This window comes from Kribbella sp. CA-294648 (assembly GCF_050943845.1).
Taxonomy (GTDB): domain Bacteria; phylum Actinomycetota; class Actinomycetes; order Propionibacteriales; family Kribbellaceae; genus Kribbella.
The window spans coordinates 4,516,349-4,529,221 of record NZ_CP191981.1 but is presented as its reverse complement, the minus strand read 5'-3'; the positions used below and the strand labels follow the sequence as shown (position 1 = coordinate 4,529,221).

The 12,873-nt window shown below is 67.9% G+C and carries 13 protein-coding genes; 2 read left to right on the top strand and 11 right to left on the bottom strand.

What is annotated here, in order from left to right; genetic code table 11:
- Nucleotides 1-2: 2 nt before the first annotated feature.
- The gene (locus ACQPYM_RS21475; protein ID WP_433002463.1) at nucleotides 3-593 is read right to left on the bottom strand and encodes a dihydrofolate reductase family protein; all 591 of its coding nucleotides are present in this window, start codon (nucleotides 591-593) and stop codon (nucleotides 3-5) included.
- A gap of 184 nt (nucleotides 594-777) precedes the next feature.
- On the opposite strand from ACQPYM_RS21475, the gene ACQPYM_RS21470 reads away from it, so the two are divergent.
- Nucleotides 778-2,019 carry a serine hydrolase domain-containing protein gene (locus ACQPYM_RS21470; RefSeq protein ID WP_433002460.1) on the top strand — a complete coding sequence of 414 codons (1,242 nt, stop codon included), beginning with the start codon at nucleotides 778-780 and terminating at the stop codon, nucleotides 2,017-2,019.
- A 153-nt stretch (nucleotides 2,020-2,172) separates the two neighbouring features.
- Here ACQPYM_RS21470 and ACQPYM_RS21465 read toward each other — a convergent pair whose 3' ends face one another.
- From ACQPYM_RS21465 to ACQPYM_RS21435, 7 genes are all read right to left on the bottom strand, one after another.
- A complete protein-coding gene (locus tag ACQPYM_RS21465) occupies nucleotides 2,173-2,388 on the bottom strand; it encodes a hypothetical protein (protein ID WP_433002457.1) in 216 nt (71 codons plus the stop codon).
- Between the two features lie 56 nt (nucleotides 2,389-2,444).
- Entirely contained in the window at nucleotides 2,445-3,701 is a 1,257-nt protein-coding gene (locus ACQPYM_RS21460; protein ID WP_433002454.1) for an MFS transporter, read from the bottom strand.
- Nucleotides 3,702-3,705: 4 nt separating this feature from the next.
- The gene (locus ACQPYM_RS21455; RefSeq protein ID WP_433002451.1) at nucleotides 3,706-4,716 is read right to left on the bottom strand and encodes an ABC transporter substrate-binding protein; all 1,011 of its coding nucleotides are present in this window, start codon (nucleotides 4,714-4,716) and stop codon (nucleotides 3,706-3,708) included.
- The gene (locus ACQPYM_RS21450) at nucleotides 4,713-5,504 is read right to left on the bottom strand and encodes an ABC transporter ATP-binding protein (RefSeq protein WP_433002448.1); all 792 of its coding nucleotides are present in this window, start codon (nucleotides 5,502-5,504) and stop codon (nucleotides 4,713-4,715) included. The genes ACQPYM_RS21455 and ACQPYM_RS21450 overlap by 4 nt, the downstream gene beginning before the upstream one ends.
- Entirely contained in the window at nucleotides 5,501-6,535 is a 1,035-nt protein-coding gene (locus ACQPYM_RS21445; protein WP_433002445.1) for a FecCD family ABC transporter permease, read from the bottom strand. The genes ACQPYM_RS21450 and ACQPYM_RS21445 overlap by 4 nt, the downstream gene beginning before the upstream one ends.
- 77 nt (nucleotides 6,536-6,612) lie before the next feature.
- Nucleotides 6,613-6,822: a dihydrofolate reductase family protein gene (locus ACQPYM_RS21440; protein WP_433002442.1), complete on the bottom strand. Its 210-nt coding sequence runs from the start codon at nucleotides 6,820-6,822 to the stop codon at nucleotides 6,613-6,615.
- Nucleotides 6,795-7,202: a dihydrofolate reductase family protein gene (locus ACQPYM_RS21435; RefSeq protein WP_433002439.1), complete on the bottom strand. Its 408-nt coding sequence runs from the start codon at nucleotides 7,200-7,202 to the stop codon at nucleotides 6,795-6,797. The genes ACQPYM_RS21440 and ACQPYM_RS21435 overlap by 28 nt, the downstream gene beginning before the upstream one ends.
- Nucleotides 7,203-7,320: 118 nt before the next feature.
- Between ACQPYM_RS21435 and ACQPYM_RS21430 the strand changes: the two genes are divergently transcribed.
- On the top strand, nucleotides 7,321-8,763 hold the full coding sequence (locus ACQPYM_RS21430) for a serine hydrolase domain-containing protein (RefSeq protein ID WP_433002436.1): 1,443 nt from the start codon (nucleotides 7,321-7,323) through the stop codon (nucleotides 8,761-8,763).
- A gap of 1 nt (nucleotide 8,764) precedes the next feature.
- Here the strand turns inward: ACQPYM_RS21430 and ACQPYM_RS21425 are convergent, their stop codons facing one another.
- The 3 genes from ACQPYM_RS21425 to ACQPYM_RS21415 all read right to left on the bottom strand — a co-directional run bounded on the left by ACQPYM_RS21425 (nucleotide 8,765) and on the right by ACQPYM_RS21415 (nucleotide 12,635).
- The gene (locus tag ACQPYM_RS21425) at nucleotides 8,765-9,805 is read right to left on the bottom strand and encodes an ABC transporter substrate-binding protein (protein ID WP_433002433.1); all 1,041 of its coding nucleotides are present in this window, start codon (nucleotides 9,803-9,805) and stop codon (nucleotides 8,765-8,767) included.
- A 40-nt stretch (nucleotides 9,806-9,845) separates the two neighbouring features.
- A complete protein-coding gene (locus tag ACQPYM_RS21420) occupies nucleotides 9,846-11,321 on the bottom strand; it encodes an amidohydrolase family protein (protein WP_433002430.1) in 1,476 nt (491 codons plus the stop codon).
- A 114-nt stretch (nucleotides 11,322-11,435) separates the two neighbouring features.
- On the bottom strand, nucleotides 11,436-12,635 hold the full coding sequence (locus tag ACQPYM_RS21415; protein ID WP_433002427.1) for an MFS transporter: 1,200 nt from the start codon (nucleotides 12,633-12,635) through the stop codon (nucleotides 11,436-11,438).
- Nucleotides 12,636-12,873: the final 238 nt, after the last annotated feature.

The window sequence follows — 12,873 nt, the reverse complement described above, 5'->3', positions numbered from 1 at the left end:
GCTCAGGAACTCGAGCCGGTCCGGATCGGGCGGTAGCGGACGTTGATCTCGGCCCTGGGGTGGTTGCCGTTGACAAGTTCGAGAGCGACAGGCGAGCCGCCGGGATTGTCGAACAGGCGGATGCCGTCGCCGAGCAGGACGGGGGCGATGTGCAGGTCGATGTCATCGATCAGGCCGAGTTCGAGTGCCTGGCGGCCGATGGAGGCGGACAGGATCTCGAGGTTCTTGCCCCCGGCGGCTTCGAGACCGATCCGGACCGCTTCGGCGACACCACAGTTGAGGAAGACGGTGTTGGGTGTGGCCGGGGCGTCCTCGGGGTGGTGGGTGAGGATGAAGACCGGCGCCTGCCAGCTGCCGTCGTACGTCGAGTCGGCGTCGGGGAAGGCCTCGAAGCCGTCCCGGCCGCCGAGGATGGCGCCGGTGGTGCTGGTGTATTCCTGGGTGATGTCCGGGCGGAGGTTGACGATCCCGCCCATCCAGTCCATGGCGTGGTTCGGGCCGGCGATGAAGCCGTCGAGCGACATCGTGAAGTGCCAGAGGACCTTGCCTGCGGCGGTCTGCGGGGCGGTGTCCGGAAGGGCGGTGCTGGTCATCGTGTTCTCCTGCTGTGCCGGGGTTGGGTGACTCAATCCTCGACCAGGATCGGTCCGCCCTGAAGAACCAATCGGCAGGGCGCAGAGCGGACCAATTGCGCGTTGACCGGCGTACCGGAGGCGGTGGTGGCCGTGTCAGGGCGGTGACTGGGTGGTGTCAGCGCGGGTCGTCATCGTGATCCTCATGACTACGACAAACGGTGTGACCGTACACGGACAGGTTGAGGACGGATGGGGAAAGGTCGCGGACGCGTTCTGGGCCAACTTCGAGGGAAACCCCGGTGAGGCGGGCGCGTCGTGTTGCGTCTACGAAGGCGGCCGGCCGGTCGTCGATCTGTGGGGCGGCTTCGCCGACACCGCGGCCCAGCGGCCGTGGCAGCAGGACACCATCGCCCAGGTCGCTTCCACGACGAAGGGCGCCACGGCGATCTGCGCGCATCTGCTGGCGCAGCGCGGTGAGCTCGATCTGGACGCGCCGGTGGTCAAGTACTGGCCGGAGTTCGGTGCTGGAGGCAAGGATCAGATCCCGGTCCGCTGGCTGCTGTCGCACCAGGCCGGCCTGCCGGTCGTCGACGGACCGCTGACCCTCGAGGAGGCCTATGCCTGGGATCCGGTGATCCGGGCGCTCGAGGCACAGAAGCCGTTGTGGCAGCCAGGCACGGAGCACGTCTACCACTCGATGACGTACGGGTACCTGGTCGGTGAGGTCGTCCGCCGGATCTCGGGCAAGTCGCTCGGCTCGTTCTTCGCCGACGAGGTGGCCGGTCCGCTCGGTCTGCGGGCCTGGATCGGATTGCCCGAGGAGCAGGAAGACAAGGTGGCGACGATCGAGTACGCCGCTCCGTTCACCCTGGAGGAGATGACCCAAGGCATTCTCGAGACCACCGGGCTGGACGCAGAGACGGTGAACACCTGGATGACCTCGGTCTGGGGCGAGGACTCCGTCCAGGCGAAGGCCGGAACGCTCGGTGGCGCTTTCGACCCGACCTCCGACTACTTCACCAAGCGCGCCTGGCGTGCGGCTGAGGTCCCGGCCGCGAACATGACCGCCGACGCACGCTCGGTGGCCCGGATGTACGCCGCTACGGTGAGCGACGTCGACGGGATCCGGCTGCTCGAGCCGGTCACGGTCGAGCGGGCGATCGAAGTACAGACGGACAAGACGCGAATGCACGGGCTGCCGCCGGGGTTCGACCTGCCGGCCGACCGGTCCTTCTACATGTCGCTCGGCTTCTGGAAGTCCTGCCCGCCGCAGCCGATGCTGGGCCCGAACTCGTTCGGCCACCCGGGCTCCGGCGGATCGATCGGCTGGGCGGACCCCGACGCGGGCGTCGGCTTCGGCTACGTGATGAACCGCTGGTCGTTCCGGGTCGGCGAACCGCGGGCGTCGAGCCTCGCCGCGGCGGTCAAGTCCTGCCTCAGCTGACACGGAGCCGAGGGCAACCGTGGAGACCCTGCACGGTTGCCCTCGACAACGATGTCAACGCCAACTTCACGCGATGGAGACATGGCGGCTCTTGCTGACTTCGAGGGGGCGAGAGGAAGGTGAGAGTCAAGCGACATCGTCTCTAAGGAGTAGCTAGTGACCACACATGTCGAGGATCTCGATCACGAGCATCTGCCAGATGACGGTTGCCCGACAGTGCTGCACGGTGATCACGTGGACCACGTGCACGACGGGGAGCGGCACGCGGAAACCAAGGTGCACTCCGGCCATGGTGACCCACACACCGACGGTGACGGTTGCGAGACCGTCCAGCACGAGGACCACGTCGACCACCTGCATGACAGCCATCGGCACTACCAGCACGGCGACCACGTCCACGAGCATTAAGCCCGGCGACAGGAACGTCAGGACGGTTGGGCCTCGGTCGTACCGAAAGTGCGGTGGCGGAGGGGGGAACGCCAGGCTAGGAGGGCGCTGAGTAGTACTGCGGATGACATCACCGCGTAGGCGGATCTGGTGCCGATTGTCTCGGCTAGTACTCCGCCGAGTAGGGCTCCTAGCGGGGTGCCGCCCCAGGCGACCATGCGGGCGGTGGTGTTGACGCGTGCCTGGAGGTCGAGTGGTGTGACGAGTTGGCGGGCGGTGATGCCGTTGATGATCGTCAGCACGTTGGTGAAGCTCCACAGGAGTAACGGAGCAGTTGCCCACAGCAACGTCGGGGCGGCAGCCGTCAGGAGCAAGGCGATCGGGTTGGCCGTCAGAGTGGCCAGGGTGATCCAGCCGACCGGCACCCGAGCGGCCACTCTGGGCAGCGCAAGGGCGGCGAGGAAGGCGCCCGCGGCAACGACCGCGACCAGGAAGCCGATGCCGCTGCCCTCCTCGGACAGCCCGAGGTCGCGGACTGCGAAGACCACCAGCAAGGCGGTGACCGCCCCACCGGTGATCGAGTTGCCGACGCCCAGCAGGGTCAGCGAGCGGACCACCGGCTGCCGCCACACGAATTCCAGGCCTTCCCGGATGCCGCTGCGGAGACTGCCCTGAGGGTCAGTGCGAGGCTCTCGGGCATCGAAGGACCGGCCGATCAAGGCCAGCAACGCGCCGGCGACGACGTACGAGGCGGCGTCGAACGACAGCGCCTGGGCGGCACCGACGGTTGCGACCAGGACGCCGCCGACCACCGGTCCACCGAGGCCCACCAGGGTCGTCACGATCCAGACCATGCTGTTCGCCGGAACCACCCGATCGCGGCCGACCAGGGCCGGCAGAGCGCCGAAAGACCCGGCGTCGAACCAGACGAAACTCGTAGCGACGACGGCCGATACTGCCACTGCATGCGGTGCGGTGAGTTCGCCGAGCCAGGAGGCGACCGGGACACTGAGCAGCGCAGCGGCCGACACCGCCTGGCAACCGATCATGAGCGATCGACGCGGGAGCCGGTCAGCCATCGCACCGGCGATCAGCCCGAACAGCAGGTACGGAACGACCTGGACCGCCGTGACCAGGGACGTCACCAAGGCAGATGACGTCACCTGGAAGACCAGCAATGGCATGGCGACCGACGTGATCGCCGACCCCGCGACCGCGACCGTGCGGGCCAGGAGGAAGAGCATGAAGGCCCTGTCCCGCAGGAGTGACGGCGGGACGTCAGCGGTCTGCGTCATCTGGTCAGCCCTTGGGGTGCAGGCCGTCGGCGATCGCTGCGACACCCTCGATCGACGCGAGCGTGCCGGGCGCGAACGTGGTGTTGCGGACGCCGACCAGCTTGCCGTCGCGGACAGCCGGCGTACTGGCGAAGGTCCGGTTCAGGTAGTCGACGGTCTGCCGCTGGTGCGCGTCGTCCTGTACGGCGAACACGAAGGCCTCCGGATTACGCTCGAGCACCACCTCGGCGTTCACCTCGGCGGCGTAGAAGTCGGCGAAGCGCTGTTCGGTGGCGGCGAAAACGTTCTGGCCGCCGCCGAGCCGCAGCATGTCCACCTCGATCGCGGCGCCGATGGCGTAGAGCTTGCCGGCTTCGTAGAACACCTGAGCGGTCTTCACCGGCGGCCGTCCCGCGATCCGCCCGGTCACCGCGGCCAGGTCAGCACGAGCCTTCTTCTCCAGCTCAGCCGCCTCAGTCGTGCGGCCCAGCACCTTGCCGAGCGTGCGCAGGTCGGTGAACGCGTCCTCGACCGTACCGGCCGAACGCCGCTCCCGGCAGCCGGCGGTCGCGACGTACGGCGTCGCTCCGGCCTTCACCAGTTCGTCCTTGCCGGCAAAACCCTGCTCCGTGTTGAACTCGTACTCCGAGCCGCTGTAGACGAAGTCCGGCTGCTGCGCGACCAGAATCTCCTTGCTGGGTGGGGTTTTCGCCCCGAGCGAGTGGATCGACGTGAAGTCCTTCGCCAGCTCCGGATCCGGCTTCGACCTGCCTTCCTGCGCCTGCGCGACGATCCGGTCCTTCAGGCCGAGCCGCAGGAGGATCTCGGTCTGGCCCGGATACAGGCTGACGATCCGCTGCGGCTCCTTCGCGATCGTGTACTGCGTGCCACAGTTCGTGATGGTCATCGGGTACTGCGACTGGGCGCTCGCGTCGCCGGCTGCAGGCGTTTGCGCGCTGGTCGAGACACTGCCGCAGGCGGTCAGAACGGTCAGGGCGGTGAGCGCCAGAGTTGTTGCGAACGGGCGGATAGTCATGCGGTGGATTCCTTTGCGGGGGAGGCGGCCAGGTCCAGTGCCAGCAGCAGCCGGCCGGTCCGGGGATGGACGAGTACGTCGCAGGCGACGCCGTAGACGTCGCGCACACGGTCGGGGGTGAGGACTTCTTCGGGCGGTCCGGCTGCGACCAGCCGGCCCTGATCGAGCAGTGCGAGACGATCGCAGTACGCCGCCGCGAGGGTGAGGTCGTGCAGCGCGATCACGGCCGTGACGCCCAGGCGGCGTACCAGGCTGAGCAACTCCAATTGGTGCGCGATGTCGAGATGGTTGGTGGGTTCGTCGAGCAGTAGCACCTTGGGCTGCTGGGCCAGCGCCCGTGCGAGCAGGACCCGCTGGCGTTCCCCGCCGGACAGGGTCGGCAGCATCCGGTTCTCGAGATGCGCCGCGTCGACCCGGTCGAGGCATTCGCGAGCAAGCGCCTCGTCGTCCCGATCGCTGCGCCGCAGGAGGGTGCGGTGGGGGATCCGGCCGAGCAGGACCAGGTCGAGCACACTCAACTCGACCTCGGTCGCGTGATCCTGAGTCAGTACTGCGCACCGCCGGGCGACCTCGCGGGTTGTCGAGCTCCACACGTCGAGACCGCCCACCTCGACCGCGCCGCCGTCCGGACGGATGGCCCGGTAGATGGTACGAAGCAGGGTCGACTTGCCGGAGCCGTTCGGGCCCAGCAGTCCGAGTACCTCGCCCGAGCGCACCTCGAGATCGACGCCGGTCAGTACTGGCCGGCCGGACAGACTGACGACGACATCGCGTGCCTCCACCTTCATCGGACACCTCCGACCGGCCGGCGGCGGAGCAACCAAAGGAAGAACGGTGCGCCGATCGCGGCGGTGACGATGCCGATCGGCAGCTCCTGTGGCGCGGCCGCGGTCCGGGCCACGATGTCCACCAGGACGAGGAAGATCGCGCCGGCCAGTGTCGCCACCGGGATCAGCCGTCGATGATCGGCGCCGACCACCAGCCTGCACACGTGCGGGACGACCATGCCCACGAACCCGATTCCGCCGCTGACTGCGACGACCGCGCCGGTCAGCAGCGAGGTGGCGATGAGCATCTCGATCCGGAACCGCGAGACGTCGACACCCAGCGAGGTCGCGGTCTCGTCACCGGTCATCACCGCGTTCAGCGGCCCGACCCGGACCCTCGCATGGATGACACACGCCAGTACGACGACCGCCGGGATCACGAGCATCTCCCACGTCGCCGTCGACACGCTGCCGAGGAGGAAGAAGACCAGTCCAGGAAGCTTGCCGTGCTCGGCTGTCACGGTGATCCAACTGGTCGCGGCGCTGAACAAGTACGACAGCGCGACGCCGGCCAGGACCAACCGGAGGGACTCCACCCGACCGCCGCTCTGCGCGAGGACGAAGACGAGCAGCGCCGCGATCGCAGCGCCGGAGAATGCCGCGCCCGAGACAAGAAGGCCTGGTACTACGGCGCCTCCGGCGAGCGCAGCGACCGCACCGAGTGAAGCACCTGACGAAGCGCCCAGCACGAAGGGGTCGGCCAGCGGATTCCTGATCACCGCCTGGAGCACGGTGCCGGCGACGGCCAGGGCGGCGCCGACAAGGGCCGCGAGCAACGTTCGGGGCAGCCGGAACTGCCAGACGATCTGATCCTGGGCGAGACTCCAGCTCGCGATGTGCTCACCAGGGACGAGATGAGCCCAGAGAATCCGGGCCGTCGTACCGACCGGAACGGCCACTGGACCGACGCCGGCGCTGACCACGATGATGACGAGGAGAGCGACAGCCAGCCCGCTGAGGACGAGACCAGGGCGGGCTGGCAACAAGTTCACTGACACAACAGTAAACGATAACCGTTGTCATTTCTATTTAGAAACTCACCTACGATTCCCGGCTGAGGATTGGTAGGTCAGCGGGCAGCGGAGGTGCTGTAACTGTGGATGATCACGCCGGAAGGTGCGACCGCGGTGTCGGTCAGGGTGAGCATGATCGGCGCCGGAAGGTCGGTGAACATCTTCTTGCCGGTGCCGAGCACCAGTGGGAAGGTCAGCAGATGAAGCGCGTCGACGAGGCCGTGCTCGAGCAGGGTGGTCAGCAAGACGCTGCTACCGAACACCACCAGATCACCCCAGGCTTCTCCTTGAGCCGGGCGACCTCGGCCGACACGTCGGCGCCGAGAATGGTGGTGTTCGCCCAACTGCCTTCGGTGAGCGTGCGAGATGCGACGTACTTCGGCATCTGGTTCATCGCCGCGACGGCTGGGTCCTCCTGGTCGGCGTACGGCCAGACGCTGGCGAAAGCCTCGTAAGTCCGGCGGCCGAGTAGTAGCGCACCGGCACTCGTGGTGTGCCGGCCCATGAACTCGGCCACGATCTCGTCGGTGTAGGGCAGCACCCAGCCGCCGTGCTCGAAGCCGCCGTCGCGGTCCTCGTCCGCCGAGAGTACGGATTGGATCACGCCGTCGAGCGACTGGAAATTGACCACAGTCACCTTGCTCACAAGCCGTCCTCCCGGGCAGGCAGCAGCATCGCCGTCACGGTAACAAACCCTTCCGACAAGTCGCGGTCGCGCGAAAACTCCTGTGACTCGGTTGCGGGCGGAGGGCTACGGTGCCTGCATGTCTGGTCAGGGTGGGGTGTTGCCGCGGTCGGCGCCAAACGCTTCGGGGGTGTCGTCCCGGGCGGTCGTCGCGTTGCTGGATCGGCTCGACGAGTTGTCCGTGGAGTGTCACTCGATCATGGTGGTGCGGCATGGGCATGTCGTGGCCGAGGGTTGGTGGGCGCCGTACTCGGCCGAGCGCCCGCACCTTCTCTACTCGCTGACCAAGTCGTTCACCTCAATCGCTGCCGGCATCGCGGTCGGCGACGGGGTGCTCTCGCTGGACGAGCTGGTGGTGGACCTGCTGCCTGATCACGTCCCCGCCGACATGCCGGAGCAGGGCCGCCGGCTGACCGTGCATCACCTGCTGGCCATGACGACCGGGCATCGCGATGACAGCCTCACCGAGGCCTGGGAGCTGGAGCCGGGCGATCTGGTGAAGGGCTTTCTGCGCGTACCGTTTCCCTATCCTGAGGGGACCCGGCACGCCTACGACAACGCGACCACCTTCGTGCTGGCCCGGATCGTCGAGCGGGTCACCGGCCGTGGGCTTCCGGAGTATCTCGACGAGCGGCTGTTCAAGCCGATGGGCATCGACCACGCGGAATGGGACCGGGTGGCGAGCGGTGCCGCGTTCGGCTTCCATGGACTGCACCTCAGGACCGAGGCCGTCGCGGCCTTCGGTGAACTCCTACTCCGCAAGGGCCGCTGGGGTGACCAGCAGCTGGTACCGCGCGAATGGGTGGAGCTCGCGACCACGCGGCACATCGAGACCCTGCCACCCGAGGACGCGGCGGCCGATTGGGAAGCCAATCCCGACTTTCTCTGTGGGTACGGCTACCAGTTCTGGATCGGGCGGCACGGCTACCACGGCAACGGCGCTTTCGGACAGCACTGCGTGGTTGTCCCGTCCCACGATCTCGTCGTGGTGGTGACGTCCGCCGTCGACCAGGGAACGGCACTGCCCGGCGCCATCTGGGAGTGCCTGCTGCCTGGCGTCGACCAAGCGGGAAGCGCCCAGGAGGACGAGATGCTCGCCGAACGGCTGCAGCAGCTGTCACTCGCGCCGGTACGAGGTACAGCCGAGCCGGGGCGTTCGGTCAAGGCAACCCTCGACGCCTCCGCGGCGGACTCGGCGCTGCCCGACGGAATCACCGTGGTCGTCGATCCGGTGGATGGCGGATGGCTCGTGCGATGCGGAACTCTCTTCACCGTTGAGGTTGGACACGGCGAATGGCGGGAGAGTTCTCCGCTCGGTCGCCCAGTCGTCGCGGACGGCGGCTGGCAGGGCAACACGTTCGTCGCCGAGCTCTACGTCATCACCAGCCCGCATCGGGTTCGGCTGGTGGTCGACGCCGACGCCGGTACTGCGGTGGCGAGGTGGAACATGGTGCCGCTGACGGGTCCGCGGTTGGAGCTTCATCTGCAGTCGCCGCTGATGACCCGCCCCGACGTCGCGTAGGTCAGTTGGTGTGAAGGGTCCGGAACTGGGACGGATCCGTGGGGGAGCGGTCGGCGATCTGGATCGGTGGCGAAGGCCATTGCCAGACAGGGATTTCCGGGGTGCGGGTGAAGTGGATCCGGCCGCGGGTTCCCTCGACGTCGACGTGTTGCCAGGACTCGGCGATACGGGTTCGGTCTGGACCGTGCGTTCGTAGTACGGAGGCCAGGACTGTGATTGCGTCGTAGCCCTCGAACGCCACAAAGGAAGGTGCCTCGCTCAGAGATGCTTTCACCCGTGTGCCAAGGGGTGTGAGCTGCTCGGGCAGGTAGCGCAGGAACGGGATCGCGGTGCCCTCGTCGCCGAGCAACGCGCCCCATTCGGCGAACTCGGGTTGACCGGCCGGGGCACCGATGAGGATCCCGGCGAGACGGTCGTCGCGGCGTACAGCTTGAACAGTGGGAACCGCCGGCTCCGGGTGGCCGGTCAACAGGAGGAGGGCTGTCGCGCCATTGCCGGCGAGCTCGTCGCACACGACCGACGGGGTGAGCGTGTCGAGCTCGATGATCGCGCCGCCACGTGGGGCGAGGTCGTTCCGCAGGATGCGGATCCCGGCTGTCCAGTAGATGCTCGGGGCAACTACTACGGCAATGCGGGTGTGGCCTGCCTTGAGCAGGTAGTCGGCGTAGAGCTGCCAGCCTCGCGACTGCGGCGGGCAAAGGCGAGCGACCCAATCCGTTGGCTGTTCGGTGAGCTCGTCGAGCACTGCCGACGAGCACAGGAACGGTACGCCGAGCGCGTCGGCTCTGGTCGCCGCGGCCCGAGCGACAACGCTGTGATACTCGCCAACCAGAGCAGCTACGCCCAGGCCGGCCAGCTCGTCGACAGCCGCTACAGCCTTCTCCGTTTCAGCCGCCGTATCGCGGACCACCAGCTCGAGCTGGATCCCGCCCGCTGCGTTCACGTCACGAACCGCAAGCTCCATCCCGGCAAGCAAATGCCGTCCCGCCTCGTCCCACCCCGGTTTCGTGAGCGGAGCCAGAACACCGAGCTGAATGACCATCCCGGACATTGCATCCATCCCACCGCCGGTAAGCAACCGATTAACCGGGTTGGCCTCGGAGGGGTTGGCCTGGGTAGGCATCGGGTTCCAGGGCTCCGTTGCGTACTACGGAAATGCCGGCGACCAGGAGTTCGCGGACGCCGGATGACGGGCGGGTGGAGTCGGCGTACGTCGCGTTGTCGGTGACTGCTTCGGGGTCGAGTACGACGATGTCGGCGTCGGCCCCGATGCCGAGGTGACCCTTGCGGCGGGCGTCGGGGGCGATGTCGTCGAGGACCCGGGCCGGCAGGTAGGAGCAGCGTCGGAAGGCCTCCAGCCAGCTCCACAGACCGGTCTCGCGAACCAGTTGGCGCAACGATTTTGCGAAGGTGCCGGCAGTGCGGGGATGGGTCGTGGCGCCAGGTGGGAGCGGCCATGCGCGGGTGTCGGTGGAGCCGTCGGGCCACGACAACGGCATCGCGTCGCTGGCGACAATGGAGTCGGGGAAGATCAGACCACGCTGGAGCAGGTCGCGATCGGCGGTGTCGTCCTCGTCCAGGAAGTGCACGATGCACAACGCGCCGGGATCTGCCGACCGGAGCTCTCGCAGCCTGCCGAGATCGGCGACGCGTTCGCCGGAGTTCACCATCACGATGTCGGACGGCGCCAGCCCCATCACGGCGATCCGGTCCGGCGCAAGGAAAGACGCACCGACACCTGTACTGCCGGCACCGTAGGGATAAGCCTCGACGGTCAGCGGAGCGCCGAGCGAGCGCGCGTTGTCCAGCCTCGCAAGCACTTGGTCGAGGTGCCGCCGCGAAGTGCTGTTGACATGACAGTGATGCATCGCGGCGCCGGTCTCCGTGGCCGCGCGGATGAGTTCGGTCGATCCGTCGATCGGCGTGGTCGGGTCGGCCTCTGCGATCTCGCGCACATGCGTGAACGCCGGAGCTCCCGCCTTGGCCGCGAGGTGCGCGACGGCCAGGAACTCAGCCGGGTCCGAACGCGGTGCATAGCCCATCAGTACGCCGATGCCGAGCGCGCCGGCCGCCAACTCGTCATCCAGCAACTCGAGCCACCGAGCGAGCTCCCGTGGCGTCGACGACCGCTGCCAGCGCGGGTCGCCCAGCAACGCCAGTTGGGTCGTCATGTCCGCGTCGGGCTCGACTCCGGCCAAGACTTGTCCGCGCGCGAACGCCCACGATGCCGAGAACCCATAGTTGAGTGGCCGGCCGGCCTTGGCTGCCTCGTCGTACGCGCGTTGCAGCGGCATCACCCCGGCTTCGAGATCGAGCGCGGTGGTCACGCCGTCCAGTGCCTGCAGTCGCTGACCGGCGATCGAATGCACGTGACTGTGCAGATCGACGAACCCAGGTCCGACAACCAGCCCGCGTACGTCGATGACCGCCGCCTCGCCTGCATCGGCGATGGACTCGGACAACGCGCTGACCCGCCCGCGACTGATGCCGACGTCCAGGATCGCGTCGGTACCGGTGCCGGGGTCGATCACCCGGCCGCCGCGCAGAATGGTGTCCACCAAAAGACCTCCGTCGCTGGGATTCGACGATCGTGGCGCAGCGCAACCAGCTTGGTCATCGTCGCGCCGCACCACAATCGCCCTCGGATCTGTCGCTTTCACCAAACGTGCGAGCTACAACTCAGCATCCCCCTGATGCGCCACCGCCCGATAGAGAAGGACGGAGAGCGCGAGAAGGAGCAGACCGGCGAGAGGTGCCTGCGCCAGAGATGCGGAGGCACCCCAGGTGTCGGCGGCATGACCCGCCAGCGAAGCTGCCAGAGCCGAACCGGCCGCGCTGGCCGAGTTGTTCCAGGTGAAGGCTTGGGTGAGGACCGACGGGCGAATCGTCTTCTCGGTCAGCACGTTCAGCAGGACAAGGATCGGCGGTACTGCGGCTTCCGCGGCGACGACGGCCACACCCAGCCAGAGTGCGGAGGGCGCAAGGGGGAGTAGGACGCTGGCGCCGGTCAAGGAGGCGGTGGCGATGACGAGTTGCCGCTGCGCCGGAGTGCCGCGGCGCCGCAGTCCGTAGTACCAGCCGGAGATCAGGCCGCTGAGGCTGGCGGCGGCGATGATCGGTGCTGCTGCCCCTGGCATGCCGTGGCTGATTGCGAAGGCTGATACGGAGACGCCCATCGTTCCGAAGTACAGGCCGATGGCGACGTTGAGCAGGGCCAGGAGGAGGAACGTCGGTTGGAGCAGCGATGACCGTTGGCCGCGGGCACTGCCGCCCTCAGGCCTTGGCGCCGTGCGGTGTTGGGCGGCGAGTGCTGCTCCTCCGCCGAGGATCAGGGTTGCGGCGATGGCGCTGGCCAGGGTGGTGTTGCCGCCGGCGCCCAGGGCGGTGACCAGGACAGGGCCGAGGAGGAAGGCGGTGGCGTTGGCCAGGGATTCGAGTGAGAAGGCGCTGGGGAGTTCATCGGCGCGTTCGCCGCGCAGTAGGTGAGCCCAGCGGGCGGCGGAAAGGGCGCCGAGTTGAGGGACGGCCGCGCCGGCACAGGTGGCGGCGACGATCGCTGTGACCTGAGTGGTGGACGCCAGGACGCCGACGACGGCTGCGCCGTGGGCGAGGAGGCAGAACGGTAGTACCCGGGTCTGTCCGAAGCGGTCGATCAGGCGGGCCGACTGTGGGCCGATGAGAGCTTCGGCGAGGGCGAAGCCAGCAGCAGCGAGGCCTGCTGTGGTGTAGGAGCCGGTGCGGGCGTGCAGCAGCCAGACCAGGCCGAGGCCTGTCATGGCGATGCCGACACGGCCGACGGCAGCGGTCAGGAAGAAGGCGGCGGCACCAGGAGTGCGCAGTACGGAACGGTAGCCAGTGGTGGCTGGAGGCACGAGTGTCCTTCGTCGCCACCCGGCGGGGCGAGCCACCCGGGGTCGCCGGCGCCTGTACTACGGAAGGTGCGACCCGTGGCCCGCCAGGGGACATCCAGGACTGCGGCCGGACGGGACACGCGCCCTAGCCGCCACCCCCGACACCGGGCGGAACAATCCATCAGACTCAGGCCAAGGCGGACCCGAGCAACTCCAGCGACCCTAACACCCACGGCCGGCCCCACCGCATTTCGGCGGT

Bases quoted from the DNA above. Each gene is read 5' to 3' on its own strand.
- ACQPYM_RS21460 (WP_433002454.1), bottom strand. From the start codon at position 3,701: ATGACGCAGACCGCTGACGTCCCGCCGTCACTCCTGCGGGACAGGGCC.
- ACQPYM_RS21470 (WP_433002460.1), top strand. From the start codon at position 778: ATGACTACGACAAACGGTGTGACCGTACACGGACAGGTTGAGGACGGA.
- ACQPYM_RS21475 (WP_433002463.1), bottom strand. From the start codon at position 593: ATGACCAGCACCGCCCTTCCGGACACCGCCCCGCAGACCGCCGCAGGC.
- ACQPYM_RS21425 (WP_433002433.1), bottom strand. From the start codon at position 9,805: ATGGTCATTCAGCTCGGTGTTCTGGCTCCGCTCACGAAACCGGGGTGG.
- ACQPYM_RS21430 (WP_433002436.1), top strand. From the start codon at position 7,321: ATGTCTGGTCAGGGTGGGGTGTTGCCGCGGTCGGCGCCAAACGCTTCG.
- ACQPYM_RS21450 (WP_433002448.1), bottom strand. From the start codon at position 5,504: ATGAAGGTGGAGGCACGCGATGTCGTCGTCAGTCTGTCCGGCCGGCCA.
- ACQPYM_RS21465 (WP_433002457.1), bottom strand. From the start codon at position 2,388: ATGGCTGTCATGCAGGTGGTCGACGTGGTCCTCGTGCTGGACGGTCTC.
- ACQPYM_RS21455 (WP_433002451.1), bottom strand. From the start codon at position 4,716: ATGACTATCCGCCCGTTCGCAACAACTCTGGCGCTCACCGCCCTGACC.